This is a genomic window from Citrobacter sp. Cf132 (genome assembly GCF_030333885.1).
GTDB lineage: Bacteria > Pseudomonadota > Gammaproteobacteria > Enterobacterales > Enterobacteriaceae > Citrobacter > Citrobacter freundii.
This window is the reverse complement of sequence record NZ_JAOWFA010000038.1, coordinates 13,621-40,281: the sequence shown is the minus strand read 5'-3', so window position 1 is coordinate 40,281 and position 26,661 is coordinate 13,621. Positions and strand designations below refer to the sequence as shown.

At 51.7% G+C, this 26,661-nt stretch carries 32 protein-coding genes; 7 read left to right on the top strand and 25 right to left on the bottom strand.

Going from position 1 to position 26,661, the window contains the following annotated elements; translation table 11 throughout:
• Positions 1-221 precede the first annotated feature (221 nt).
• Positions 222-884, top strand: a complete 663-nt coding sequence (gene ytfE, locus OGV85_RS04245; protein WP_003025690.1) for an iron-sulfur cluster repair protein YtfE — start codon at positions 222-224, stop codon at positions 882-884.
• Between the two features lie 83 nt (positions 885-967).
• Here the strand turns inward: ytfE and cycA are convergent, their stop codons facing one another.
• Both cycA and bamJ read right to left on the bottom strand, forming a co-directional pair.
• Positions 968-2,377, bottom strand: a complete 1,410-nt coding sequence (cycA, locus tag OGV85_RS04240) for a D-serine/D-alanine/glycine transporter (protein ID WP_003025688.1) — start codon at positions 2,375-2,377, stop codon at positions 968-970.
• A 308-nt stretch (positions 2,378-2,685) separates the two neighbouring features.
• Entirely contained in the window at positions 2,686-3,306 is a 621-nt protein-coding gene (gene bamJ / locus OGV85_RS04235; protein ID WP_003025685.1) for a BamJ family beta-barrel-assembly machinery protein, read from the bottom strand.
• A 219-nt stretch (positions 3,307-3,525) separates the two neighbouring features.
• Here bamJ and OGV85_RS04230 point away from each other — a divergent pair, with 219 nt between their 5' ends.
• Complete coding sequence (locus tag OGV85_RS04230; protein ID WP_003025681.1) at positions 3,526-4,176, top strand: LysM-like peptidoglycan-binding domain-containing protein; 651 nt, start codon at positions 3,526-3,528, stop codon at positions 4,174-4,176.
• Between the two features lie 29 nt (positions 4,177-4,205).
• Here OGV85_RS04230 and OGV85_RS04225 read toward each other — a convergent pair whose 3' ends face one another.
• The 6 genes from OGV85_RS04225 to OGV85_RS04200 form a co-directional block, all read right to left on the bottom strand.
• A complete protein-coding gene (locus OGV85_RS04225; RefSeq protein WP_003839516.1) occupies positions 4,206-5,129 on the bottom strand; it encodes a DMT family transporter in 924 nt (307 codons plus the stop codon).
• A 142-nt stretch (positions 5,130-5,271) separates the two neighbouring features.
• Positions 5,272-5,721, bottom strand: a complete 450-nt coding sequence (gene rplI, locus OGV85_RS04220) for a 50S ribosomal protein L9 (RefSeq protein WP_061547577.1) — start codon at positions 5,719-5,721, stop codon at positions 5,272-5,274.
• Positions 5,722-5,762: 41 nt separating this feature from the next.
• Positions 5,763-5,990 carry a 30S ribosomal protein S18 gene (rpsR, locus tag OGV85_RS04215; RefSeq protein WP_000135199.1) on the bottom strand — a complete coding sequence of 76 codons (228 nt, stop codon included), beginning with the start codon at positions 5,988-5,990 and terminating at the stop codon, positions 5,763-5,765.
• A 4-nt stretch (positions 5,991-5,994) separates the two neighbouring features.
• Positions 5,995-6,309: a primosomal replication protein N gene (priB, locus tag OGV85_RS04210; RefSeq protein ID WP_003025674.1), complete on the bottom strand. Its 315-nt coding sequence runs from the start codon at positions 6,307-6,309 to the stop codon at positions 5,995-5,997.
• 6 nt (positions 6,310-6,315) lie between these two features.
• The gene (gene rpsF, locus OGV85_RS04205; protein ID WP_003025672.1) at positions 6,316-6,711 is read right to left on the bottom strand and encodes a 30S ribosomal protein S6; all 396 of its coding nucleotides are present in this window, start codon (positions 6,709-6,711) and stop codon (positions 6,316-6,318) included.
• Between the two features lie 158 nt (positions 6,712-6,869).
• Positions 6,870-7,634: a TSUP family transporter gene (locus tag OGV85_RS04200; RefSeq protein ID WP_003025670.1), complete on the bottom strand. Its 765-nt coding sequence runs from the start codon at positions 7,632-7,634 to the stop codon at positions 6,870-6,872.
• Positions 7,635-7,932: 298 nt separating this feature from the next.
• Here OGV85_RS04200 and yjfY point away from each other — a divergent pair, with 298 nt between their 5' ends.
• Positions 7,933-8,208: a DUF1471 family protein YjfY gene (yjfY, locus tag OGV85_RS04195; protein WP_003025668.1), complete on the top strand. Its 276-nt coding sequence runs from the start codon at positions 7,933-7,935 to the stop codon at positions 8,206-8,208.
• Positions 8,209-8,340: 132 nt separating this feature from the next.
• On the opposite strand, the gene OGV85_RS04190 is transcribed toward yjfY, so the two are convergent.
• Genes OGV85_RS04190 through ulaA form a run of 6 tightly spaced genes read right to left on the bottom strand, consistent with a single transcriptional unit; the run spans position 8,341 to position 12,750 of the window.
• Positions 8,341-9,027 (bottom strand): L-ribulose-5-phosphate 4-epimerase, encoded by a 687-nt coding sequence (locus OGV85_RS04190; RefSeq protein ID WP_061547578.1) that lies wholly within the window; start codon positions 9,025-9,027, stop codon positions 8,341-8,343.
• Positions 9,027-9,881 (bottom strand): L-ribulose-5-phosphate 3-epimerase, encoded by an 855-nt coding sequence (locus OGV85_RS04185; RefSeq protein WP_003025663.1) that lies wholly within the window; start codon positions 9,879-9,881, stop codon positions 9,027-9,029. Before OGV85_RS04185 ends, OGV85_RS04190 begins: the two co-directional genes overlap by 1 nt.
• Positions 9,882-9,890: 9 nt before the next feature.
• On the bottom strand, positions 9,891-10,541 hold the full coding sequence (gene ulaD, locus OGV85_RS04180; protein ID WP_003025660.1) for a 3-keto-L-gulonate-6-phosphate decarboxylase UlaD: 651 nt from the start codon (positions 10,539-10,541) through the stop codon (positions 9,891-9,893).
• Between the two features lie 12 nt (positions 10,542-10,553).
• The gene (gene ulaC / locus OGV85_RS04175; protein ID WP_003025658.1) at positions 10,554-11,021 is read right to left on the bottom strand and encodes a PTS ascorbate transporter subunit IIA; all 468 of its coding nucleotides are present in this window, start codon (positions 11,019-11,021) and stop codon (positions 10,554-10,556) included.
• A 10-nt stretch (positions 11,022-11,031) separates the two neighbouring features.
• Positions 11,032-11,337, bottom strand: a complete 306-nt coding sequence (ulaB, locus tag OGV85_RS04170) for a PTS ascorbate transporter subunit IIB (RefSeq protein WP_016151426.1) — start codon at positions 11,335-11,337, stop codon at positions 11,032-11,034.
• Positions 11,338-11,352: 15 nt separating this feature from the next.
• Positions 11,353-12,750 (bottom strand): PTS ascorbate transporter subunit IIC, encoded by a 1,398-nt coding sequence (gene ulaA, locus OGV85_RS04165; protein WP_003025652.1) that lies wholly within the window; start codon positions 12,748-12,750, stop codon positions 11,353-11,355.
• 366 nt (positions 12,751-13,116) lie between these two features.
• Here ulaA and ulaG point away from each other — a divergent pair, with 366 nt between their 5' ends.
• Together ulaG and ulaR are read left to right on the top strand one after the other, a co-directional pair.
• On the top strand, positions 13,117-14,181 hold the full coding sequence (gene ulaG, locus OGV85_RS04160) for an L-ascorbate 6-phosphate lactonase (protein WP_003025649.1): 1,065 nt from the start codon (positions 13,117-13,119) through the stop codon (positions 14,179-14,181).
• 106 nt (positions 14,182-14,287) lie between these two features.
• Complete coding sequence (gene ulaR / locus OGV85_RS04155) at positions 14,288-15,043, top strand: HTH-type transcriptional regulator UlaR (RefSeq protein ID WP_003025646.1); 756 nt, start codon at positions 14,288-14,290, stop codon at positions 15,041-15,043.
• Here the strand turns inward: ulaR and yjfP are convergent.
• Positions 15,040-15,789, bottom strand: coding sequence for an esterase (gene yjfP, locus OGV85_RS04150; protein WP_048219860.1), 750 nt, complete (start codon positions 15,787-15,789; stop codon positions 15,040-15,042). The genes ulaR and yjfP overlap by 4 nt on opposite strands.
• A 181-nt stretch (positions 15,790-15,970) precedes the next feature.
• On the opposite strand from yjfP, the gene bsmA reads away from it, so the two are divergent.
• Complete coding sequence (gene bsmA / locus OGV85_RS04145) at positions 15,971-16,300, top strand: biofilm peroxide resistance protein BsmA (protein WP_003025640.1); 330 nt, start codon at positions 15,971-15,973, stop codon at positions 16,298-16,300.
• 147 nt (positions 16,301-16,447) lie between these two features.
• On the top strand, positions 16,448-16,723 hold the full coding sequence (gene yjfN, locus OGV85_RS04140) for a DUF1471 family protease activator YjfN (RefSeq protein WP_003025637.1): 276 nt from the start codon (positions 16,448-16,450) through the stop codon (positions 16,721-16,723).
• Between the two features lie 85 nt (positions 16,724-16,808).
• On the opposite strand, the gene OGV85_RS04135 is transcribed toward yjfN, so the two are convergent.
• The 10 genes from OGV85_RS04135 to nsrR form a co-directional block, all read right to left on the bottom strand.
• On the bottom strand, positions 16,809-18,431 hold the full coding sequence (locus tag OGV85_RS04135; protein WP_061547579.1) for an isovaleryl-CoA dehydrogenase: 1,623 nt from the start codon (positions 18,429-18,431) through the stop codon (positions 16,809-16,811).
• A gap of 84 nt (positions 18,432-18,515) precedes the next feature.
• Entirely contained in the window at positions 18,516-19,682 is a 1,167-nt protein-coding gene (locus tag OGV85_RS04130) for a glutathionylspermidine synthase family protein (protein WP_061547580.1), read from the bottom strand.
• Between the two features lie 2 nt (positions 19,683-19,684).
• Positions 19,685-20,326: a DUF1190 domain-containing protein gene (locus OGV85_RS04125; protein ID WP_061547581.1), complete on the bottom strand. Its 642-nt coding sequence runs from the start codon at positions 20,324-20,326 to the stop codon at positions 19,685-19,687.
• Between the two features lie 9 nt (positions 20,327-20,335).
• Positions 20,336-20,734, bottom strand: coding sequence for a DUF350 domain-containing protein (locus OGV85_RS04120; RefSeq protein WP_061547582.1), 399 nt, complete (start codon positions 20,732-20,734; stop codon positions 20,336-20,338).
• Between the two features lie 17 nt (positions 20,735-20,751).
• Positions 20,752-21,411: a YjfK family protein gene (locus OGV85_RS04115; protein WP_061547583.1), complete on the bottom strand. Its 660-nt coding sequence runs from the start codon at positions 21,409-21,411 to the stop codon at positions 20,752-20,754.
• Between the two features lie 58 nt (positions 21,412-21,469).
• A complete protein-coding gene (locus tag OGV85_RS04110; protein WP_061547584.1) occupies positions 21,470-22,168 on the bottom strand; it encodes a PspA/IM30 family protein in 699 nt (232 codons plus the stop codon).
• Positions 22,169-22,183: 15 nt separating this feature from the next.
• Positions 22,184-22,588 (bottom strand): YjfI family protein, encoded by a 405-nt coding sequence (locus OGV85_RS04105; RefSeq protein ID WP_003025618.1) that lies wholly within the window; start codon positions 22,586-22,588, stop codon positions 22,184-22,186.
• Between the two features lie 115 nt (positions 22,589-22,703).
• On the bottom strand, positions 22,704-23,435 hold the full coding sequence (gene rlmB / locus OGV85_RS04100; protein WP_003025615.1) for a 23S rRNA (guanosine(2251)-2'-O)-methyltransferase RlmB: 732 nt from the start codon (positions 23,433-23,435) through the stop codon (positions 22,704-22,706).
• A 70-nt stretch (positions 23,436-23,505) separates the two neighbouring features.
• Positions 23,506-25,968 (bottom strand): ribonuclease R, encoded by a 2,463-nt coding sequence (gene rnr, locus OGV85_RS04095; protein WP_003025612.1) that lies wholly within the window; start codon positions 25,966-25,968, stop codon positions 23,506-23,508.
• A gap of 156 nt (positions 25,969-26,124) precedes the next feature.
• Entirely contained in the window at positions 26,125-26,550 is a 426-nt protein-coding gene (gene nsrR / locus OGV85_RS04090; RefSeq protein WP_003025609.1) for a nitric oxide-sensing transcriptional repressor NsrR, read from the bottom strand.
• Positions 26,551-26,661: the final 111 nt, after the last annotated feature.

The window sequence follows — 26,661 nt, the reverse complement described above, 5'->3', positions numbered from 1 at the left end:
ATTGTCTGAGGTCTAACTATCGGCAGCGGCGTGCGCTTATTTAATCCTGTCGTGCCGCTTTTTTCGCCGCCCCTCACCTTTCCAATAAGATTCAGCACCTTAACGAAATAAGAAATTTTCGTGACGTTCATCACAAATCACCCCACCCCGAAAGGGTTATATCCTTCGCCATAAGTTGTATTTAAAATACATCTTATATTATTGAGAATGAGGTAACGGCAATGTCTTATCGCGATCAACCTTTAGGTGAACTGGCGCTCTCTATTCCTCGCGCTTCGGCCCTGTTTCGTAAATACGATATGGATTACTGCTGCGGCGGTAAGCAAACGCTGGCACGCGCTGCCGCGCGTAAAGAGCTGGATTTAGACGTTATTGAGGCGCAGCTTGCGCAGCTGGCTGAACAGCCGCTGGAGAAAGACTGGCGTACCGTGGCTCTGGCTGAAATCATCGACCATATCATCGTGCGTTATCACGACAGACACCGCGAACAGCTGCCGGAGCTGATCCTGCAGGCCACAAAAGTTGAACGCGTTCACGCAGACAAACCGAACGTACCGCGCGGTCTGGCGAAAAACCTGACCATGCTGCATGAAGAGCTGTCCAGCCACATGATGAAAGAAGAGCAGATCCTGTTCCCGATGATCAAACAGGGCATGGGTAGTCAGGCGATGGGGCCAATCAGCGTGATGGAAAGCGAACATGACGATGCGGGTGAACTGGTGGAAGTGATCAAACACATCACCCACAACGTGACGCCGCCGCCAGAAGCCTGCACCACCTGGAAAGCCATGTATAACGGCATTAACGAAATGATCGATGACCTGATGGAACACATCAGCCTGGAAAACAATGTGTTGTTCCCGCGTGCCCTCGCAGGTGAATAAAAAAAGGCGCCCGAGAGCGCCTTCCTGAAGTCCGAATTCGGCCACTGCTTATGTGGCCTTTTTTGTGTCCGATATGACAACGCTTAACGCATACCCGCCATACGTTTCTTACCGATAAACAACCAGCCCAGACCCAGCGCGATGAACCACAGCGGCGTCACCATCAACGCCTGACGGGTATCATCTTCCAGCGTCAGCAGTACCAGTACGAAGACGAAGAACGCCATACATACCCAGCACATCAGCTTGCCTAACGGCATCTTGTAGATTGATTTTTCATGCAGGTGAGGACGTTGCTTGCGGTACACCAGGTACGAGCAAAGAATGATGGTCCAGACGAACATGAACAGAATCGCCGACACGGTGGTGATCATGGTGAACGCGCCAATCACGCTCGGGTTCACGTACAGCATCACCACGCCGCCCAACAGACAGATACAGGAGAAGGTTAACCCCTTCGCCGGAACTGCGCGTTTAGACAGCTTGGCAAATGCTTTCGGTGCAACGCCTTCCTGCGCCAGGCCGAACAGCATACGGCTGGTAGAGAACACGCCGCTGTTTGCGGAAGAGGCAGCTGAAGTCAGAACCACAAAGTTGATCAGGCTCGCCGCAGCAGGCAGACCAACCAGCACAAACAGTTCAACGAATGGGCTCTTGGTTGGTACTACCGAGCTCCACGGCGTTACGGACATAATCACGATCAGCGCGAACACGTAGAACATGATAATACGGATTGGAATCGAGTTAATGGCGCGCGGCAGAGATTTCTCAGGATCCTTGGTTTCCGCAGCGGTCGTTCCCACCAGCTCAATACCCACAAACGCGAACACCGCTATCTGGAAGCCGGCAAAGAAGCCGCTCAGACCTTTCGGGAACCAGCCACCGTCATTCCACAGATGCGTGAACGATGCCTGAACGCCGGTTGGCGACTGGAAGTGCGTCAGCACCATCACCAGACCGACGACAATCAGGCCGATGATGGCGACGATTTTGATCATCGCAAACCAGAACTCCATCTCACCGAACATTTTTACGGTGGCGAGGTTGAGGCTCAGCAGCAGCACAATCACCGCCAGCGAGGCGACCCAGTCTGACAGTTCGGGGAACCAGAATTGCGCATACGCGGTAATCGCGACAACGTCTGCCATCCCAGTAACGACCCAGCAGAACCAGTAGGTCCAGCCGGTAAAATACCCGGCCCACGGCCCGAGCAGGTCGGAGGCGAAATCACTAAACGATTTGTACTCCAGATTCGAGAGCAGCAATTCACCCATTGCCCGCATCACGAAAAACAGCATAAAACCGATGATCATATATACAAAGATGATCGACGGTCCGGCGAGACTGATGGTTTTACCGGAGCCCATAAACAGGCCAGTACCGATAGCACCACCAATAGCAATAAGTTGAATATGACGGTTTGTGAGATTGCGCCGTAGCGACTGTTCAGACGACGCCTCTTCAGCGGTGTCGACTTTTACCTGATCTACCATGTTTTTTCTTCCTGTACCTGTCTGTGTTGTTCAGGCTCTACGGCCTTTAGTGTGTCTATGATACGACGATCCTGTTATCAGGACTCATCGATATTAGGTAAGAATTGGCGGGATGAATACTAAGATTTAGATATAATGTTAATTTAATGTTTAAAGTGAGTGTCATATCACTCTGATAGCGCGAATCAGCTCACAAAAATACACGCTGATGCGGCATTTGCAAGATAAAATATCGACAACGACGTAACTATAGCTTTTCACGCTATTTTTTTGCTCCCCCCGGCCTCGGGGGGAACAGAAGTCACTGCTTACAGGATCTCAAGCAGCTCAACGTCGAACACCAGCGTGCTGAACGGAGGAATGGACGCGCCAGCACCACGCTCGCCGTAAGCCAGTTCCTGAGGAATAGTCAGTTCCCATTTCGAACCTACCGGCATCAGGGTCAGTGCTTCAATCCAGCCAGGGATTACGCCGTTAACCGGGAATTCAGCCGGTTCGCCACGTGCGACAGAGCTGTCAAACACGGTACCGTCGATCAGTTTACCGGTATAATGCACGCGAACGCGGTCAGTACGCGCCGGAATAGCCCCTTCGCCCTGAGTCAGAACACGGAACTGCAAACCGGATTCAGTGCTGTTCACACCCTCTTTCTCACGGTTTTCTTCCAGATATTTGACGCCATCAGCCGCCATAGCCTGGAAGCGTTCGCGACGTACTGCATCAGCGCGTTCATGGATTTCACGCAGCGCGCGATGCACAACATCAACCGGCACTGCCGGGTGCTTACCTTCCAGCGCGTCAGCGATACCCGCTACCAGCGCTTCAGGCAACAGTCCTTCCAGTCCGGATTCGCTCAGCTGTTGTCCTACCTGCAAACCAATGCCGTAGCTTGCTTGCGCTTCGATAGTGTCAAAAGTCGGGTTAGCCATCATATTTCCTTTCATCGGATGTAAAGTAGCGGGCAGCATATCAGCCATGCCGCATCCGGTAAAACTTTGTCTCGGGAACAGATGACAAATCGCGAGGAAACATAAACAATAGGAATATCCCGCGTTGACGTCACGAAAGCGGGTAATATGACGAACATCATAGCGTTAGCCATCTATACTCTATGATCGAGGAACGAGACGCGGAGCAGGAGGAAAGCCATGCCCGGGCGCTTTGAATTAAAACCAACCCTGGCGAAAATCTGGCATGCACCGGACAATTTTCGCATTATGGATCCGCTACCGCCTATGCACCGCCGCGGCATTATTATTGCTGCTATCGTGCTGGTGATAGGTTTCCTGCTTCCTTCCAGTGACACCAGCGATGCCCCTGTGGTGACGCGTACTGCCCAGCTGGATTTACAGTCACAGTCGCAGCCACCAACCGAGGCTCAGCTACAGGCACAGTTAGTCGCCCCGCAAAACGATCCCGGCCAGGTCGCTCCGGTTGCTCCAGAGCCAATCCAGGAAGGAGAACCTGATGCGCAGCCGCAGGCTCAGCAATCTCAGCCGCAGACGCAACCTTTCCAACAGGATAGCGGAATTGAGCAACAGTGGCGCTCTTATCGCGTAGACTCGGGCAAAACGCTGGCCCAGGTCTTCCGTGACCATAACCTCCCGCCAACCGATGTGTATGCAATGGCGCAGGTTGAAGGCGCGGGAAAACCGCTAAGCAACCTGAAAGACGGTCAGATGGTGCAGATCAGGCAGAATGCCAATGGCGTGGTGACGGGATTAACCATTGATACCGGGAATGGCCAGCAGGTTCTGTTCACCCGCCAGCCAAACGGCAGTTTTATTCGCGCCCGTTAAGCGACGCCATCAGGCATCAAGGTGAAGCGTCAGCGCTTCACCTTATTCACCCACCAGATCCCCGAACAGACCAGCACCAGTGCCAGTGCGTATTTCCATTCGAGAATGTTTTCGCCGAGGAATATCGCCGACAGCAGCGCCCCCGAAACCGGGATCAGGAAGTTAAACGGCGCAATCATTCCCACACGATTATGCTTGAGCAGAATACTCCACAAGGCAAAGGCGACAGAAGAGAGTAACGTCAGGTAGCCCAGAATTGCCACCGAAGACGCGCCGTGTACGGTCAGCGTGCCGCCAAAAGCGTAACCACCGATAACCAACGCCAGACCGCCACCGCCCAACTGGTACCCTGTCATTACCGTCGGATCCACCGTCTGAGAAATACGTTTTCCATATAGCGTGGCAGCAGAAAGAATAAAGGCCGCCATCACTACTGAACCGTCTCCTAACAGGCTGAAACTAAAATCCATTCCGCTGCTAAAGTTCACTACCATCACCCCAGCAAAGCCGAGGATACAGCCCAGCGCTTTGTTGTAGCTCAATTTGTCATTATGGTAGATAAAATGGGCCAGCAGCACGCTGAAGAAGGTCCCGGTCGCATTCATGATGGACCCTTTCACCCCCGTCGTGAACGCCAGGCCGATATAGAAGAAGATGTATTGCAGCGAGGTTTGCGTCAGCCCCAACAGCGTGAGTTGCCCATACTGACGCGGGCTTAACCGGCCAATCGGTTTTCGCTGTGCCAGCGCCAGCATTAGCAGCAATATTCCCGCAAACAGAAAGCGATATCCGGCAAAGACAATCTTTGAGGGAATGTCATCCGTGGCAATCTGGAAGATCTCATATCCGCTTTTGATCGCCGGATAGGCGCTCCCCCACAGCAGGCAGCAGAACGCCGCGCTCAGATAGACAACATTTTTACGCGCAAACAGAGGTTGGTGCGTTGGTTCCATTCCATCACCACTTTGAAATAATGTTTTATTTTTGTGATTATCCCGAAAAGGATAAAGAATAGCCAGAGAGAAAAGCGGGGGAACAGAAAAGCAAAACGCCGGCACAGGGCCGGCGCTTTTACGCGGTCATCAGAATAAAAACTTATTCTGCAACTACGTTTACAGTCAGCTTAGCAAACACTTCGCTGTGAACCTGGAAGCTCACTTCGTGCTCACCAGTGGTACGCAGAACGCCGTTCGGCAGACGAACTTCGCTCTTAGCTACTTCAACGCCAGCTGCAGTTACAGCGTCAGCGATGTCGCGAGTACCGATGGAACCGAACAGTTTACCTTCGTCGCCAGCTTTAGACACGATAGTTACGGTTTCCAGTGCGTTGATTTTCTCAGCACGAGCTTCAGCAGCGGACAGAACGTCAGCCAGTTTAGCTTCCAGCTCAGCGCGACGCGCTTCGAAAAATTCAACGTTTTTCTTGGTAGCAGGAACAGCTTTACCCTGTGGTACCAGGAAGTTACGAGCATAGCCCGCTTTAACGTTAACCTGATCACCCAGGCTACCCAGGTTTGCTACTTTATCAAGCAGAATAACTTGCATTACCTTATCCTCTCAAAGTCGTATTAATGGACCGTGACCGATTACTGATGACGATCAGTGTACGGCAGCAGAGACAGGTAGCGAGCGCGTTTGATAGCGCGAGCCAGCTGACGCTGGTATTTTGCACGGGTACCGGTGATACGGCTTGGGACAATCTTACCGCTTTCGGTGATGTAGTTTTTCAGCGTAGCGATATCTTTATAGTCGATCTCTTGAACGCCTTCCGCGGTGAAACGGCAGAACTTGCGACGACGGAAATAACGTGCCATATGGCTAGTCTCCAGAATCTATCAATTCAATCTGCTCGGCATGCAGAACCATTTTGCTCAGGCCGTTCTTTGCCTTGTGGCAAGAGATGAACCCCTGAACGGTCACTGCGCTACCGACCGTTATACTGTGAGTAATGGCCTGGTTTTCGTGTCCGCTAATAATAACGGGCATTTGGCACCACGCCTGCCGGTGAAACCCGGCTTCCTCCTGCACAGAACGATGCTCAAGCACGAACTGGCAATGAGGAATTCCTGATGGACTGACCTTTCGAAGGGGAGCCCTGCACACGGTGCCGGACAACGCCAGACGGTTGGTCATCAGAAATTACTCTTCAGAATCCCCAGCTTCAGCATCATCTGCGGTTTCGTTAGCGAAATCATCGCGACGCTCACGGCGCTCGTCTTTCGCTTTAACCATCGGAGATGCTTCGGTAACAGCGTGTTTAGTACGCATAACCATGCTGCGGATAACGGCATCGTTGAAGCGGAAGGTAGTTTCCAGCTCATCGATCACTTCCTGCGGCGCTTCAACGTTCATCAGAACGTAGTGAGCTTTGTGCAGTTTGTTGATCGGGTAAGCCAGCTGACGGCGGCCCCAGTCTTCCAGACGGTGGATCGTGCCTTCTGCACCAGTGATGGCAGCAGTGTAGCGTTCGATCATACCCGGAACCTGTTCGCTCTGGTCAGGATGGACCATAAAAACGATTTCGTAATGACGCATCGAATTGCTCCTTACGGATTATTCAGCCTCCTGTCTGGGTCAGCCGAGGCCCATGGAGGCAAGGAACGTGTTAAAGGTCGGCTGAAAAATGACGCGTCATAATACTGGGGTCAGCAGTTAAACTCAAGGTGCTTGTACGATTATTTATCATGTCGCCATTAATACATATCCAGCAGCATTTTGACGCTGATACAAATAGAGACGATGACAATCATGGGTCGGATGACTTTCTTGCCGCGCGTCAGTACGACTGTCGCACCCAGACGTGCGCCAAGGGATTGCCCGGCAAACATCACCAGCCCCAGCGACCAGATCATTTTACCGCCGAAAATGAAGAACAGAATCGAGGCAATATTCGACGCCAGGTTGATAAAATTCGAGTGAATTTGCGCTTTATCGATACTGTACCCCCACAGCAGGATATAGCAGAGCGTATAAAAGGAGCCGGCCCCGGCACCGAGAAAACCATCATAAAACCCAATACCTCCCCCGCAGATCAACGAGAAGAGAAACAGGGATACCTGCTGCTTCCTTTTCGGTTCGCTAAGATTAGGCGCAGAAATAAAGTAGATAGCGACCGCGATAATCAGGATCGGCAGCAGTTTCTTCAACACGTCCGGTTCAATAAACTGGATAAGCGTTGTGCCCATCGCAGAACCGATAAAGGCAGATAAAAAGACATATTTGTGCTCCTGCACATTAATATGTCCCCGGCGTAAAAAGTAAATTCCGGAGGTTAGCGAGCTACCCAGTGCCTGAATTTTATTGGTTGCCAGCGCATTAGCCGGGGGTAAACCAGAAATTAAGAGAGCGCCAATAGAGAGAAAACCACCGCCGCCCGACACCACGTTAATAAAGCCAGCCACCAGCGCGACCATAAACATAATCACGAAATAGCTGAAATCCATGAATGAAGTATCCATAAGTTTTTGCCTAATTATCATAAAGTTATATTAATTATCTGGCTCACTATAAACGGCGTACTCACCCGATTAAATTGACTATTTGGTAAGAGCTTATGCGCGTAAGGCAGGTATTTTTAACCGTAGCGGAAGGCATCAGCTGATTGTTAATTAAAGAAAAGATGGCTTTGCGGTAATTTTTTGAACAACTGCATCAGAAATGGTCGCTATCGACTGCGCCGGCAGCGGTTAAAATTAAATCAGAAGTTATCCACTCACAGGAGAGAGCTAACCAGAGACCGCAGTCGAGGAGGTACATATGCGAGCCCGTGTTTTGACCCTTCTGGCTGTACTTTTGCTCAGTGCAAATGCAACGGCAGCCATCAAAATTGACAATCATCAGGCCAGGAATATGGATGATGTGCAGAGCTTAGGCGTTATTTACATAAATCATAACTTCGCCACTGAAAGTGAAGCCACTCAGGCCCTGAATGAAGAAACCGATGCGCAAGGCGCAACCTACTATCACGTGATCCTCACCAGGGAACCCGGTAGTAACGGAAATATGCACGCCAGTGCAGATATTTATCGCTAGCACCAGAAACAACCAACGAGAACATTGCCACAGTTTGACTTGCCCCCTTCACTGGGGGCTTTTTTTTGCAAAACAATCCCGAAGCCAGACCGATCTCATCCCCATGAAGAGTTGGCTCCGGAACGTTTTTTCTTACTTCTGGCCGTAATAGGCATTTGGGCCGTGCTTACGCATGAAGTGCTTATTCATCAGGTAACTGTCGATGGTGCTGAGCGCCGGATTAATGCCACGCGCAATCCATGCCATTTTTGCCACCTCTTCCATCACCACAGCGTTATGTACCGCGTCGTGAGCATCTTTGCCCCAGGCAAACGGGCCATGTTGGTACACCACTACGCCAGGCGTATGTAAAGGTTCCACCTCCCCGAGCGTTTCAATAATCACCCTACCGGTATTAAGTTCATACTCCTCCTGAACTTCAGCTTCAGTTAAAGCCCGGGTACAGGGAATATCGCCAAAGAAGTAGTCAGCATGCGTCGTGCCGAGCGCAGGAATTGCCAGACCTGCCTGCGCCCATGCCGTCGCGTGGGTTGAGTGGGTATGCACCACGCCGCCGAGAGAGGAATAACGGCGATACAGCGCCAGATGGGTGGCGGTATCGGAAGAAGGACGATAGCGTCCCTCCACCACATTACCGTGCAGATCCACAACCACCATGTCATCCACTGTCATTGTTTGGTAGTCGACGCCGCTGGGCTTAATCACCACCAGCCCGCGTTCGCGGTCGATGGCGCTGACGTTACCCCAGGTAAACGTCACCAGCCCGTAGCGCGGCAGATCCATGTTGGCCTCAAAAACCTGCTGTTTACGTTTTTGCATTACACTGCCTCCACCAGGCCCGCGCTGGCCATACGCGCTTTCACCCAGTCGCGCGCCTTCGCCACTTCACGTGCCGGGTCGTCCGACGTTTCGCTCCACATCTCAATCAAGTATGGCCCGCAATACCCACTCTGTTTGAGCGTCGCAAAACAACGTTCAAAATCGACAACCCCTTCACCAAACGGCACATTTTTGAATACGCCAGGTTTGGTATCTTTCACGTGTACGGCAACTATATGGCCCATTCCCGCCTGCAGCTCCATCTGCACGTCGTTATCCCACGCCGATAAATTGCCAATATCGGGATACAGCTGGAACCACGGATTGTTGAGATAGTGGGCGTATCCCAGCGCCTTACTGATCGAATTCATCAGTGGATAATCCATGATTTCCATCGCCAGCGTCACCTGTGCACGGCTCGCCATCTCTACGCTCTCTTTCAGCCCATCGCGAAACCGACGACGCGTTTCGTTATTGGCCTGCTGGTAATAAACGTCGTAACCCGCCAGTTGAATAACGCGAATACCGATATCCTGCGCAAACTGAATGGCTTTACGCATGATCTCCAGCCCCTGTTCGCGTACCGCATCATCTTCACTACCAAGCGGAAAACGACGATGAGCGCTCAGGCACATGGACGGTACCCGTATCCCGGTGTCGGCGATAGCGGCCACCAACGCCAGTCGCTGCTCCCGGTTCCAGTCAAGACGCGCCAGGCGAGTGTCGGTTTCATCAACCGACATTTCGACAAAGTCAAAGCCCAGTTCCTTCGCCAGTTGCAAGCGTTCCAGCCAGCACTCCCCGCCGGGGAGTGCTTTTTCATAAATACCGAGCGGGACCTGTTTCGACAACATAGTCGCTCCTTATCCCCACAGTTGGGCGATAGAACGTTTGAACTGACGGGCCGCTTCCACCGGAGAGGCGGCATCGCGAATACTGCGGCCAGCAATAAAGACGTGAATCGGAATTCCCTGGAACAGCGGCAGATCTTCCAGCGCCAGACCGCCGGTGACGGTGACTTTAAAGCCCATCTCGGACAGACGCTTGATCGCGCTGATATCCGCTTCTCCCCACGCCACGCCCGCCGCCTGCGCATCACGACTGCGGTGATATACAACTTGCCCAATCCCTGCGTCACGCCACTCTTGCGCCTGCTCCCAGGTCCAGTAACCAGTCAGTTCAATCTGTACATCACCGTTAAATTCTTTCGCCACCTCCAGCGCACCCTTGGTGGTGTTGATATCGGCACAGCAGATGACGGTAACCCAGTCAGCGTTGGCTTCGAAACACATGCGGGAGAGGATTTTTCCCGCATCGGCAATTTTGGCATCCGCCAGTACAATTTTATGTGGGTAAAGCGCTTTCAGATCGCGAACGGCGCGCACGCCCTCTGCCACACAAAGAATAGTGCCCACCTCAATGATATCGACCTCTTCGGCAATTAGACGCGTCGTTTCATACGCGGAAGACATTGATTGGTTATCCAGCGCAACCTGCAACATAGGTAATGACATTTTGGTATCCTTTTAAACAGCCGCCGCAGTGGCGTTATCAATTAAATCCAACACTTCCTGCGCGGTGCGGCAGGCGCGTAAACGGTCGAAATTGGCTTCGTCATCAAAGAGATTCACGATCTGCATGATGCCCACTTCCTGATGTGTGTTGGCATCAACTGCCGCCATCGTTATCAGAATATCGACCGGGTCGTTATCTTCGTGGTTAAACACCAGCGGCGTTTTCAGCGTCACCAGCGCAAAACCGGTTTTCTTGACCCCTTCCTCCGGACGGCCGTGCGGCATCGCCAGGCCTGGCGCAATCACAAAGTACGGGCCAAACTGCTCAACGCCATCAAGGATGGCCTGGTAGTAGCGTGGTTCAACCACATCAGCCTTAACCAGCAGATCCACGCCAAGCTTTACCGCTTCCTGCCAGGTACTGGCCTCGGCTTGCAAAAGGATGGAACTATTGTCTGCCAGCGAGTCACGTAATTTCATATGCCGCCCCTTACTTCACGTCCTGCGGAAAATGCGCGTTGATCACTTCCAGCAGTTTTGGTCCAAAATCGGCAGGAGACAGCATGTTGCGTACGCCAACGACATATTTATTGCCAGAAACGGTAATCTCGCCGGCGATATGCGTAGAGGCGATGATAATATCCGCTCCGCTCAGTTCACTTTTGTATTCACCCACGGCGCAGCTGTTTACCGTATGGTCAATATTTGACTGGGTTAAAAACTGGTCCACCTTCATTTTCATGATCATGGAACTGCCCTGCCCATTGCCACACACAGCCAGAATACGTACGGTCATAATCGGAACTCCTTATTAAGCAGAGTGTTCTGCCAGTTGTTTTTCTGCGTCTTCCTCAGCACGCAACGTGCGTCCTGCGAAAAACATATAAGCCAGTGCAATCAGAATAATGACGGCCATAAACACGATGCCAATGGAGGCAAAGCCTTGCATCATCGGCGGTGCCAGAATTGACCAGTCCGCCATGCCCATCCAGGCGCTCATACCGGTGAGCTTCACCGCCCAGACGCAGCCGAAGATTTCGATCATCCCCATCACCAGGCAAATCTTGAGCGCTGCACGCCAACCGCCAAAGTGGTTAGCAAATACGCCGATAGTGGCGTTCGAGAAGAACATCGGGATAAAGCCTGGGATAATCAGAATGGAAGAGCCGCAGGCCACAAGGATGCCCACCGCAATCAGTTGTCCGATGGTCCCCCACATAAAGCCCCAGACCACCGCGTTAGGAGCAAAGCTATAAATCGCCGCGCAGTCGATGGCCAGTACCGCGCCCGGGATCAGACGTTGGGAGATACCGTTGAACGCTTCTGAAAGTTCAGCAACGAACATACGTACGCCCTGGGTGATGATGAAGATAGCGACAGCAAACGAAAAACCGGTTTGCAGGATATACACGGTCCAGTGGGTTTTACCCGCCATCGCCTGAACCACATCAATGCCGAAAGAGAGCAGGATCGCCCCGAAGAAGATGGTCATCACAATCGCGGTAGAAACGATGTTGTCATGGAAGATATTCAGCCAGCCTGGCAGCTTGAGATCTTCTACGCTCTCCTCTTTCTTACCCAGATACGGCGCGACTTTGTAAGCAATCCAGGAGGCGAACTGCTGCTGGTGACCGATGGAAAAACCACAGCCGTCGGTCACTTCCTGGGTCGGCTTGTACATCATATTGGAGGTAATGCCCCAGTAGAGCGACACCAGCACCGCGGTACAGATGATGGTGGTCCACATGGAATAGCCAAAGATGTAGAAAGAGACGGCGATCAGGCCCGCCTGCTGGAACATGATGTGCCCGGTCAGCATGATGGTACGAATACCGGTAATCCGCCGTAGCAGCACGTAACAAATGTTTAGCGCCAGCGCCAACAGTACCGCGTACCCTACCCAGCTATAGGCATCCCCCATACGTTCGATGGTTGCCATCATGGAGGCATAGGTATCGGAAATCGCACCGTTGATACCGTAAACCTCGGACATCTTCGCCACTACCGGTTTAAACGTGCTGGTCAGAATGCCCGACCCTGCCTGCAATAACATAAAACCGATAATCGTTTTGATCGTGCCTTTGATAATAACGCTGACACTTTTACGCAACAGGATGTAGCCGAGGCAGGTCACAATACCCAACAGCAACGGTGCATTGGTCATGACCTGATTAAAAAAGACGGTAAAGATGTTGTAGAGGATCTCCATAACGATCTCCAGTAGACGAAGTTGCTGAACATTCATTACAGATGCCCAGGATGTTGTGCCCTCACTCTAATTTTCAAAAGTAATCACAACAAGATTGAATTTGATTAAATGTGATGCAGTACGCAAATAATTCTCTTACTTGCAGAGTGGATTTACTTCGAATTCATTCACTTCAAAATAAAACCATTTAAAACAATAAAATACAAAAATACATTTCATATAAACCATCTTGTCATGTTGTAATTTGTTAACTATTTTTCATCAACACCAAAAATCAACGCATTGCCTTCTTGAGAAAATGATGTCAGTATCAATCAAAACAAATCACAATTTGATTCAACTTGAACAAACATGAAGGTAATTGCGATGAGTAAAGTAAAAAGCATCACGCGTGAATCATGGATCCTGAGCACATTCCCGGAGTGGGGAAGCTGGCTGAATGAGGAGATCGAGCAGGAACAGGTCGCACCAGGTACTTTCGCGATGTGGTGGCTCGGCTGTACCGGAATTTGGCTGAAGTCGGAAGGCGGGACTAACGTCTGCGTCGATTTCTGGTGCGGCACGGGCAAACAGAGTCACGGTAACCCGCTGATGAAAACCGGTCACCAGATGCAACGCATGGCAGGGGTGAAGAAGCTGCAGCCAAACCTGCGCACCACGCCGTTTGTTCTTGATCCGTTTGCCATTCGTCAGATCGATGCGGTGCTGGCCACACACGATCATAACGATCACATCGACGTAAATGTTGCGGCAGCCGTCATGCAGAACTGTGCCGACGACGTGCCGTTTATTGGACCGCAGACTTGTGTGGATCTGTGGATCGGTTGGGGTGTACCAAAAGAGCGCTGCATCGTGGTAAAACCAGGCGATGTGGTGAAAGTGAAAGATATTGAAATTCATGCGCTTGATGCGTTCGATCGTACTGCGTTAATCACCCTGCCCGCCGATCAAAAAGCCGCTGGCGTGCTGCCGGATGGTATGGATGCCCGCGCCGTAAACTATCTGTTCAAAACGCCGGGCGGTACGCTTTATCATAGCGGCGACTCACACTACTCCAACTACTATGCAAAGCATGGCAACGAGCACCAGATCGACGTCGCACTCGGATCCTACGGCGAGAACCCACGGGGTATTACGGACAAAATGACCAGTTCTGACATGCTGCGTATGGCGGAGGCCCTGAATACAAAAGTGGTGATCCCTTTCCATCATGATATCTGGTCAAACTTTCAGGCCGATCCACAGGAGATCCGCGTACTGTGGGAGATGAAAAAAGATCGCCTTAAGTATGGCTTTAAGCCATTCATCTGGCAGGTAGGTGGCAAGTTCACCTGGCCGCTGGACAAAGATAACTTTGAATATCACTATCCGCGCGGCTTTGATGACTGCTTCACCATTGAACCGGATTTACCGTTTAAATCGTTCTTGTGATCCACACAAAATGCCGGGCCATCCCGGCATTTTTTCCCATTTACTTTAGTATTTCCAGGCTATTTCAAATATCATCTTTTCAAATCAATTTGTATCGGAATAGCTCATGACTGAAGCACAAAGACATCAAATATTGCTGGATATGCTGGCGCAGTTGGGCTTTGTTACCGTTGAGAACGTAATTGAGCGTCTGGGGATTTCACCCGCCACAGCGCGCCGGGACATCAACAAGCTCGACGAAAGCGGCAAACTCAAGAAAGTACGCAACGGCGCAGAAGCTATTACCCAACAGAGACCGCGCTGGACGCCAATGAATCTGCACCAGGCGCAGAACCACGATGAAAAAGTTCGCATTGCCAAGGCAGCATCCCAGCTTGTGAATGCGGGTGAAAGCGTAGTGATCAACTGCGGATCGACCGCTTTCCTGCTGGGTCGCGAAATGTGCGGCAAGCCGGTGCAGATCATCACCAATTATTTGCCGCTGGCGAACTATCTGATCGACCAGGAGCATGACAGCGTGATCATCATGGGAGGGCAATATAACAAAAGCCAATCCATCACGCTTAGCCCGCAAGGCAGTGAAAATAGCCTGTATGCCGGACACTGGATGTTTACCAGCGGCAAAGGGTTGACCGCGGACGGACTGTATAAAACCGATATGCTGACCGCGATGGCCGAGCAGAAGATGCTTAACGTGGTGGGTAAGCTGGTGGTGCTGGTCGATAGCAGTAAAGTCGGTGAACGTGCGGGAATGCTGTTCAGTCGCGCCGATCAAATCGATATGCTCATTACCGGCAAAAATGCAAACCCTGAGATTCTGCAACAGCTTGAAGCTCAGGGCGTGAGCATTATGCGTGTTTAAAGGTGCTGGCGGAAAAACGTCACTGTTGCGGCCAACGCTTCTGGCGTGATGCGATGTCGTACGCCCGCTTCCCACAGGCAGGTCAGATTGTTGTCCAAACCTGCCTGAATCAGCGCTTGCTGTAAGCGGAAGGTTTCAACTGCCGGTACAACATCATCATCCTGTCCATGCCACAGCAGCAACGGCCTGTCGGCGAGGCGTGGCAACTGATGCGTAACGTCCCATTCGGCAAGCGGGGCGATAACGGCATCAAATTCCACCTGTTGCTCTGGGGTCTGAACCAGTAAAGGAGGAAAAAGCGTCTGCGCAAGCCGGGTAAAATATCCTGAGCCCATCAGGCTGGCTACACATTTAACCTCAGGATGGCGCGCCATTATGCCCAATGCAGTCATTCCTCCCATCGATGCCCCACCGACGGCAAGCCGCTCATCTGAAAGCCAATTTTCTGCCACCAGAGCCGCACGTAACGTCGTAAACTCCTGCATGTTTTGCTGCAATATATGCCAGAAGCGGAACATTCGCTCCTGAGCATTACCGTTAAATCGGGCGCCATGTTCGGGCGCATCTGGCATGACGACGCGAAACCCGGCCTGAGCCAGCGCAACGGCAAAATAACTGTAGACCAGACTTGAAGATGTAAACCCGTGATAAAAGAGAATACAAGGGAGTGAACATTCGCGTTTACCAGCCGGAACGGCATGCAGGACAGGGATACCAGCTAACTGTCGTGTCTCAATTTCTATCATTTGTTGCCCCTTTTTTTCTGGTATGCCATGCAGCAATACTTAACGCAAGCGAATGTGTTCGGTAATGATTCATAATGTTGAGAACTGGGTTACGCTTTCGCAACATTTTCATTCGAAAATCGCGTGAGAGATAACAATTCGGGAACATTCCCCTAAAGGGAAATTAATAAGGCACTACACTATGGCTATCAGGAAACGAGATAGAGTTATGCGTCGGTTTGCCTCTTTGTTGCTGGTTATGTTTTTAAGCGCCTGTAGCGTGCTACAGGGAACGCCGCAACCCGCACCGCCCGTTGCCGACCACCCGCAGGAGATCCGCCGTGACCAGAGTAATGGGTTACAGCGATTAGGGACGGTTAGCGCGCTGGTTAGAGGCTCTCCGGATGATGCGCTGGCAGAGATCCGTGCCAAAGCCGTCGCGGCTAAAGCTGATTACTACGTGGTTTTATTAGTAGATGAAACCATCGTGACAGGCCAATGGTATTCACAGGCAATTTTGTATCGTAAATAACATTGGGTTGAAATTTAGTCAGCTTTACATTGCTTTGCGCCTCTATGCGTTTACCTGTGCACAATAAACCAACAGCAGGAAGCTTGAGGTTTATTATCGCGATGGAATGCCCTGCCGTGTGTAGGGGTACGAATAATGGAGCTGACGATGAAACAATCTCTTGCCTTATCCTCACTGCTGCTTTCTGCCGGACTGGCAGGCACTACGGCGCAGTCTGCCGAATTCGCCAGTGCTGACTGCGTTACTGGCCTGAACGAAATTGGCCTGATCTCTGTCAGTAACATTGCAGGAAATCTGCAGGATGTAGAACGTGTAATCGCGTTAAAAGCGGATGAACAAGGTGCCTCATGGTATCGGATCATTCAGATGTACGAAGACCAGCAGCCCGACAACTGGCGCGTACAGGCCATACTTTATGCGTAACAGATTGCCGGATGGCGTAAACTTATCAGACCTGGACTGAGCGTAGGCATGATAAGACGCACCCGCGTCGCCATCAGGCAAGTTATTACCGTAACCCCCCCGTTGCCCGCAGGAGCAAATCGTTCAGCACCTGTTCAGACAATCGTAGTCCACCCCGCGTATCAAGCATCATTTGGCACCAGGCCTGCGCCACTGGCGGAGAAGAATAACGCAACATCTGCGCCCCGCAACCGAGCAGGAAAAGCTGCTGCGTAATCTCCCGTCCCAATGCCTCACTGGGTTTACGTAAACGCTGCTGCAACTGACGCACCATTCGATCGTAATGCCGATCCTGCCCCTTTACCTCCGCAAAGGCTTCGCTGAGCATATCGTAGATGCCGGGTTGTTTTGTCAGTACCCGCAATACATCAAGGCACATAATGTTGCCGGAGCCTTCCCAGATACTGTTTACCGGCATCTCACGATACAGGCGCGGCAGCTCACTCTCCTCGCAATAGCCAATCCCGCCCAGCACTTCCATCGCCTCAGCCACAAACGGCATACCGACCTTGCAAACTGAGAATTTCACCGCAGGCGTGAACAGCCTGGCCCACAGCGCTTCTTTGGCATCAGCACGACGGTCCCAGGCCCTCGCCAGTCGAAACAGTAGCGCCGTCTGACCTTCCAGTTGGAGCGCCATCCGGCCTAATACCTGACGCATCATCGGCTGTTCAATCAATGGCTTGCCAAAAACCTGTCGCTGGTGCGCATGATAAATCGCGATGGAAAAAGCACGTCGCATCATGCCGTGACTGCCGAGCGCGCAGTCAAAACGCGTCATCCCGCCCATCTTCAGGATATGGCGGATACCTTCCCCTTCTTCGCCCAATAGCCAGCCAATCGCATCGTGGAATTCAACCTCGCAGCTGGCGTTGGAGCGGTTGCCTAACTTATCTTTCAGTCGTTCAAGACGGATGGCATTACGCTGCCCGTCAGGTAAAAATCGCGGTACAAAAAAGCAGGATAAGCCGCCCTTTGCCTGGGCCAGCACCAAATGGGCATCGCTTTGCGGTACGGAGAAAAACCACTTATGTCCCACCAGCCGATACGAGCCGTCGACAAGACGTTCTGCCTGAGTGGTATTGCTCAGCACATCTGAACCACCCTGTTTTTCGGTCATACCCATACCAATCAGTAGTCCGCGCTTTTGCCCTGCGGGCAGTAAATGCGAGTCATAACGGTCGCTTAGCAGCGGCGTCAGCCAGTCGTGAAAGGGGGCGGGTAACATTTGAAGTAACAGCGGCGTAGCGGCAAACGTCATGGTCACCGGACACAACGTGCCTGCTTCAACCTGCGCATGCAGCATGAAACGCGCCGCCCGGGCAACAAATGTTCCCTGCCTCGCGTCTTCTTCCCAGGCCAGATTATGTACGCGGTTGGCGCACAATCCCTGCATCAGCAAATGCCAGGCAGGATGAAAACGCACATCATCCAGCCGCTGCCCCTGCGGGTCGTAGCGCAATAGTTCAGGTGGAAAAGCATTGGCCAGACGACCAAGTTCGAGCGACTCGGCAGTCCCTAGCTGCTGACCAATACTGGCGAGAAGATCGCTATCCCAGCCAGCGCCTTCACGGATAACCGCTTCGCACAGCGCGCCGTCGGACAAATATAAGTTACTGTTATTGAGCGGTACAGGTTGGTTAAAAACGGTATGCGTTTGCCAGTGCATTGTGTCTCCCTCCGTCAATGGCCGTCGCTTTAAGTATGGTCAGAACCCCAGAATTCGCGACGGAAGGAGATCACAAAAGCACGGTTAGCCCGCAATATAATGAGGAATAAAACGAGAAGTATCTTTAGTGATCAAAGTATTATCCTCGCGGATCCCCATACCACAGGCTTCATCATCCACGATCCAACTGCCAATCAACGTGTAGCTATCGCCAAAGCGCGGTAATGGCTGAAATGCCTGATAGATCATCGGTTCTTCCGCGTAATCACCCTCAGCATGCTCAACGACCTGCTGCTGACCATCAAAAATGGTGACGTTTCCTCCCTCGCGGGAGAATATCGGTTTGCGCACATAGCTTTCACCTGGCGCAATTTGTGGCGTTTCACCGTCAAACCAGGCGGGTAGCAAGTTGGGATGATTGGGAAAGAAACGCCACAGTAACGGCATCAACCCTTTATTGCTGAGCACGCTCTTCCACAACGGTTCAACCCACTGTTCACGCCGATGGCGCAGCAAGGGGCCATTCTCATCTCGCATCATCCACTCCAGGGGATAGAGCTTAAAGGCGCGACGAATGACGTTATCGTCAAGGTCTGTGAGAACGCCGCCAACGCCAAGCCCCAGATCCTCAACGTAAATAAATCGCGATTCTTGCCCGGCCTGCTGTGCGCAATCCTGTAAATACAGCACCGTGGTACGGTCTTCATCGGTATCTTCACAGCAGCAGAAATAGAAGGGATCCGGGCTATAAAGCTCAGCAAAACGGGAGATCAACCGCTCCTGAATAGCGTTGTACTGATCGGCATCGCGTGGAATCACCCCGTTGCGACGCGCATCTTCCAGCCATAACCACTGGAAATACGCTGACTCATAGAGCGACGTTGGCGTATCCGCGTTGTACTCCAGCAGCTTGACCGGCGATTTATTTCCGCACCAGACAAAATCCATACGGCCGTACAGAGAGGGATCGCGATTGCGCCAGCTTTCGGCAATAACGTCCCAGTACAGCGGCGGGATCGCCAGTTGCTGCATAATCTGTTCGTCGTTAACTGCTCGTTCGACGACATCCAGACACATCTGGTGCAGTTCCGCAGTAGGTTTTTCGATCTGCTCTTCCACTTGTCTGAGCGTAAAGCGGTAAGCCCGACTCTCATCCCAGTAGATTTCGTTATCGATAATATGAAAATCGAAACCGTGATCGTAAGCGATCCTGTCCAAATCTTGCCGAACAGGAACATCATGTCGCAGCATCGTTAACCTCCCCAGTGCCCACGCGCGCTGGACGAACGTCCGTAGCCACCGCGTGAAACCGTCGAAACTTTCTTTGTCGTATAGCTATGGCTGGTCGCGGTATCATTTTTTCCACTACCGGAACGCCAGCTGTAATCCCCAGAAGTCGTGCGCCAGACCGGGCGCGAAGCATAAGAAGAACCGCCGCTGCTGTAGACATACTGTTCGTCGCGATTTTTACGAATGACGCGACTGAGTAAAAAACCGGTGAATACAGGCACCCAGCTTTGATCGGTGCTGTCGAGATAGCAGTCGCCAAACTGGGTCTGACAGCTTTGCTTATTCATCTGCTTTGGCAGGTTGGAGTAGAACTCTGTTTTCGCATTGTTCCAGCCATCAGCACACACGGCGGCGCTATTGCCATCGTCAATACATTCACTCACCGCGGAGTAAAAGGTACCGTCGCCATCGTTGTCTGCCCCTGCGTCATCACTACACCCCTTGAGGATAAAAAATGCCGCTCCGCCCATAATAGCCAGCGTCAGATACTTTCCGCTGTAACGACTGCGTTTTCTTACAAAGGGGTTAACCGGGCGATCGATTCGCGTGATAGCAGAATGCCCTGATGTTCTGTTTTTGTTTCCGGATTTACGTTTTCTTGCCATGATCGTCCATTACCATGTCATGCAGGCGGCGTTAAAAATGCCTCCCGCCAGCGCGGCGGTTCCCATAAATAGTCCCGCTGCGGTGTTGTGATTAATAATTTTTTCACTCAGTGCCGGCATATATAAACGCACGCCGCCGTAAATGATCAGTTGTATCACTAGCGCGATGCCGCCCCAGGCAAAATAATCCGGGATGCTGACGGCGTTAATTGCCGCGCTGGATAACGGAATGACGTAACCCAGCAACGTGCCGCTAAACGCCAGCGACGCCGCCATATTGTTATTTTTAATCAGCTGCCATTCATTGTGCGGCGTAATTTTTGAGTAGATGACCAGAAAAACAATCACCATGGCTGCGCCAATAAAAAAATAGGCGCCAAAAGCCAGTAATGAACTCAGTATGTGCATTAAAACCTTCCCTGAAATTAACCAATAATATTAAGTGACGTCAATGGGATATCCACGCCCAGCGCCCGTGAGAATACCCACTCAGGCTCGCCCTGCTCATTGAACGACTCTTCACCGTTTAACAGCAGGTATTCCCAGGTATCATCAGCAACCTGTCGCTGATAGCCCATGGTAAAATTATGCACTTCCCACGTGGCGTGCTGCTGGTTTTCCACTTTTTCCAGCATATAAACTGGCTCTATATTCCCCGGCTCTTCGTCGTTAAAAAAGCGCTGCCAGCGCGCTTCCTGCCAGGCGAGCGTCGGTGTGCCTATTGCGGCCGGACTAATCGCAGACTGCCAGTGTTTTTTCTGCGAAATCCCGTAGCTTTCTTCATAAACAAAGAATTTGATATCGTCGATATCATCCATGTCTGCGCCGCCCGTGGTATTGATTTGCAGAAACTCTTCTCCGGACGTGTAGTAGCGGAAAATCTGACTTCCGCCGCCTAAATCAATGTGGCTGACTGCAGCAACGGTGTACTCCTCACCGGGCAATTCGATCAATAAAGCCTCTTCTAACAGGCGAAATGCCAATGTATTGAGCGTAAACCCGGCATTCAGATGTAACCCCAACGGCCCGCGAACTGGCGCAGCAACATCCGCTTTACCAAATAAACGCTGGAAAAAACTCGTCATCATTTATCCTTAATGATGTGCCAGCCTCCGGTCGATGCTGGCATATATCGCCGTATGATTACTCGCCTTGCTGGCGCTGCAATCGTGCCAGCACATCCTGAGCAGAACTTTTATTGCTTGCGCCAATACCTGCTTCGGCCAGCTTCTCGTCAAGGTCACGCCCATCCGCAACTTTTTCCAGCTGTGCGGCAGCATCCAGACGCGCCTGACGCTCTGCCTGGCGCATTTGCAAACGCTTGAGCGACTCCGCGGCGGTAGACACGCTGGAAGACGCGCCCACAGTTGATGTGGTCACGGCCTGTTGGGCGCGCTGCATCGCTTCTGTCGCCTTTACCACCTCCAGCTGCTGCTCAAACTGCGCAATCCGTTGTGTGGTTGCACTAACCGCTTTTTCGACGCCATCACGAGAGATCTCAAGGTTAGTGAGCACTTGCTCCTCGGCACTTATGGCATTCTCCAGACGCGCAATTTCTTCTGCAACCTCGTTAATCAGAGACGGGTTAGCGTTTTTACTCAGAGCTTCCAGCGCTCGCGTTTCCAGACTACTTTTGCGTGCCTGCAGATCGCTCAACTTGTCATGACTCAGCTTCACGCGTGCCAGCAGGTCAACCCGCGATTTTCCGGCTTTATCCAGTTCACCTTTCGCATCACGAATATGCTGTTCCAGCATCCGCACACCCTGCGCTTCTTCAATTGATTCTTCCGCCTGAGAAAGTACGGACTTGCCGAGGGTAAACAGGCTTTTTAAAATTCCCATAAATAGCGTTCCTTGTTATTCGTGAGTGTATTCTTCAGTGATTTCAGCCAAATCCAGAGCGTTATCCGCAAGCGTCGTCATCTCCAGGACCACATCATCCAACGATGAGTTCAGGGAAAGCGCCCCAAATGCGACGTAATATTCATCATGCTGAACGCGTGAAATCCCCACGGAAGACAGAGGAAGGAGTTTCTGATTACGCAATAAGAAAACATTAAACTCATCTTGCTGATGAATACTGCTGACAGGACAAATAATGGTTTCAATAATAATCTGGCGGGATGTAAATAACACACTGAGCGGCAAATCGCCATAATCATTCATTTTAATAATTAATGACCGCTCATTATTTTCAATATCTATATTTAATTCTTGAAGAGTTTGTAGTGCTTCAGCAAGCACCTGCGGATTCCATGCCATATATTTCCCATATATTAGTTAATTAGAAATAAATATCATTTTTCAGCCTTTATCATACTTGTTTAAGATAAAAAAAAGCCATCCGAATCAGGATGGCTTTTTCCGAAAATTAAGCTTAGCTGCGCTGACGGACTGCTTCAAACAGGCAGATGCCCGTCGCAACTGAAACGTTCAGCGACGAAACGCTACCTGCCATCGGGATGCTGATGAGTTCGTCACAGTGTTCACGGGTCAAACGGCGCATACCTTCACCTTCTGCGCCCATCACCAACGCCAGACGTCCGGTCATTTTGCTCTGGTAGAGAGTATGGTCGGCTTCACCAGCGGTTCCGACGATCCAGATATTCTCTTCCTGCAGCATACGCATGGTGCGCGCCAGGTTGGTCACGCGGATCAGCGGTACGCTTTCTGCCGCACCGCAGGCCACTTTTTTCGCCGTTGCATTCAACTGAGCGGAACGATCCTTCGGTACGATTACAGCATGTACGCCAGCGGCATCGGCGCTACGCAGGCATGCCCCCAGGTTATGCGGGTCGGTGACGCCATCGAGGATCAAAAAGAACGGCTGATCGAGCGTAGCAATCAGATCCGGCAGATCGTTTTCCTGATACTGACGCCCAGGCTTCACGCGAGCAATAATCCCCTGATGTACCGCACCCTCGCTTTTCTCATCCAGAAACTGACGGTTAGCCAGTTGAATGACAACACCCTGTGCTTCCAGTGCGTGGATCAGCGGCAGCAGGCGTTTATCTTCACGACCTTTGAGAATAAAGACGTCCTGGAAGCGCTCAGGCGCACGTTCCAGCAGAGCCTGCACCGCATGGATGCCGTAAATCATTTCACTCATGAATGTACTCGTTAATAGTTTATGCATAACGCGGGCAACACGAGATTGCCCGACTTACTGTTTATGGCAGTTATTGTGCGACTTTCTTTTTCGCCGCACGTTTAGCTTTGGTGGCGGCAGCGATTTTAAGCGTTTTTGCCGATGGCTTTTTCGCTTTTTTGTCGCCTTTCTTCTCAGCCGCATTCTTTTCCGCCTGAGGTTTGGCTCTGCCTTTTTTCTCGCCGCGGAAAGCACTGTCCGGCTCGAAATTCACCTTTTTGCCCATCTGACGACGTTTACCGGTATTTTTACCCGCATCGCTTTTTTTGGCTTTTTCGCGCGCAGTTTTACCTTCATTACGCGGCGCACGTTCGCTGGAGATCAAGCTAAAGTCGATCTTACGCTCGTCCATGTTGACTGCTTCCACGCGAACTTCCACGCGATCGCCCAGGCGATACATCTGACCGCTGGATTCCCCCGTCAGGCGCTGCCCAACCTGGTCGAAACGATAGTAGTCGTTATCCAGAGAGGAGACATGCACCAGACCGTCGATAAACAACTCATCAAGACGGACAAAGAAGCCAAATCCGGTGACGCTGGCAATCACGCCTTTGAAGACATTCCCCACCTGATCCAGCATGAAGTCGCACTTCAACCAGTCAGAGACATCGCGCGTGGCTTCGTCAGCACGGCGCTCGGCCATCGAACAGTGCTGACCCAGTTGCAGCATCTCTTCCATCGAATAATGGTAGCCACCCGTTTCCGTGGTGTTGCCTTTATGACCCTGCTCCTGCGCCAGCAGATACTTAATCGCCCGGTGCAAGGAGAGGTCCGGGTAACGACGGATCGGTGAAGTAAAGTGTGCATAAGATTGCAGCGCCAGGCCGAAGTGACCACGGTTTTCCGGATCGTAAATCGCCTGCTTCATCGAACGCAGCAGCATGGTTTGCAGCATTTCTGCGTCAGGACGGTCAGCAATCGACTCCAGCAGTTCAGCGTAATCGCGCGGCTCAGGTTTGTTGCCACCTGGCAGCTCCAGTCCCAGCTCTGCCAGGACGGAACGGAACGAGTTAATCGCTTCGGTCGTCGGCTTATCGTGAATACGGAACAGCGCTGGCTCTTTGGCTTTCTCAACGAATCGCGCCGCTGAGATGTTCGCCATGATCATGCACTCTTCAATCAGCTTGTGCGCGTCGTTACGCTGCGTCTGCTCAATACGCTCAATACGGCGTTCAGCATTGAAGATAAACTTCGCCTCTTCACTTTCAAACGAGATACCGCCGCGCTCTTCGCGGGCTTTATCCAGCACTTTGTAGAGGTTATGCAGCTCTTCAATGTGTTTGACCAGCGGTGCGTACTGCTCACGCAGCTCCTGGTCGCCCTGCAGCATGTGCCAGACCTTGGTGTAGGTCAGACGTGCATGGGAACTCATGACCGCTTCGTAGAATTTAAAGCCGGTTAAACGGCCTTTCGACGAAATGGTCATTTCACAGACCATACACAACCTGTCCACCTGCGGGTTGAGCGAACACAATCCGTTAGACAGCACTTCCGGCAGCATCGGAACAACCTGCGACGGGAAGTAAACGGATGTGCCACGGCTGCGGGCTTCCTGGTCCAGCGGAGTCGGCGGGCGAACGTAATAGCTTACGTCGGCAATTGCCACCCATAAACGCCAGCCGCCGCCGCGTTTCTTCTCGCAGTAAACCGCATCGTCGAAGTCACGCGCATCTTCGCCATCGATAGTCACCAACGGCAGGTCGCGCAGATCGACACGTCCTATTTTCGCCTCTTCCGGCACTTCTTCTTTCAGCCCGGCGACCTGTTTCTCAACAGCCTGCGGCCAGATATATGGGATTTCATGAGTACGCAGGGCCATATCAACGGCCATGCTGGTTCCCATGTTGTCACCCAGCACTTCTACAATTTTACCCACCGCTTTGGTGCGGCGAGTCGGACGTTGGGTCAGTTCAACGACGACCACAAAGCCCATACGAGCGCCCATCACCTCTTCCGGCGGGATCAGGATATCGAAACTCAGACGGCTGTCGTCAGGGACGACAAACCCAACGCCAGCATCGGTGAAGTAGCGACCGACAATTTGGCTGGTTTTTGGCACCAGTACGCGCACAATACGCGCTTCGCGACGACCTTTACGGTCCGCGCCCAGCGGCTGCGCCAGCACCTGATCGCCATGAATGCAGGTTTTCATCTGCTCGCTGGACAGGTACAGGTCATCTTTGCGGCCTTCAACGCGCAGAAAGCCGTAGCCATCACGGTGGCCAATAACGGTACCTTTCAGCAGGTCGAGACGCTCCGGCAGCGCATAGCACTGACGACGGGTGAAGACCAGTTGTCCGTCACGCTCCATCGCGCGCAGACGGCGGCGCAGTGCTTCCTGCTGCTCTTCACCTTCAATGTTGAGTTCAGCGGCCAGCTCATCACGGTTGGCCGGTTTTTCACGTTTAGTTAAATGTTCGAGGATAAATTCCCGGCTTGGGATAGGATTCGCGTATTTTTCAGCTTCGCGTTCCTGGAAAGGATCTTGTGACATTGAGGTTCCTCCATTGTCAGCTCTGATGGAATTCCTTCGTCTTTCACGACGCCTCTTTGTTGGCTGCCTTTGCTCCCACCAGTCACTTACTTTTGTAAGCTCCTGGCGACTCGCTCAGTTGCCGCCGCGATGCGACGCGAAATACTTTGGACTTCATTACTCCACCAGCAATAATTTATAAAGCGGTTGATTCTCTTCAACCAAATCAGCAAGTGTGTAGTTGTCCAGCTCCGTGAGAAAACTTTGCACTGCCTTAGAAAGCGCCTGTTTGAGTCGACAGGCTGGGGTAATGTGGCAAAACTCGCTGCTACAATTGACCAACGATAAGGGTTCCAGCTCGCGAACCACATCACCAATACCAATATCCTTAGCGGGTTTACCCAAGCGGATACCGCCATTTTTTCCTCGAATAGCAGTAACAAAGCCCGCCCGGCTAAGTTGATTGATTATTTTGACCATATGATTACGGGACACGCCGTAGACTTCTGTCACCTCAGAAATACTGGTCATACGTCCTTCGGGAAGTGACGCCATGTAGATTAGCGCACGTAATCCGTAATCGGTGAAACTTGTTAACTGCACATCAACCTCAGGAAAAGGGATAAAACGGATAAACCTGGTGGTATTAATTATATTGATGATAAACCAGCCACCAGCCAGGTCGCTAATTTATTTCAGTTCGGGAAGGAAAAA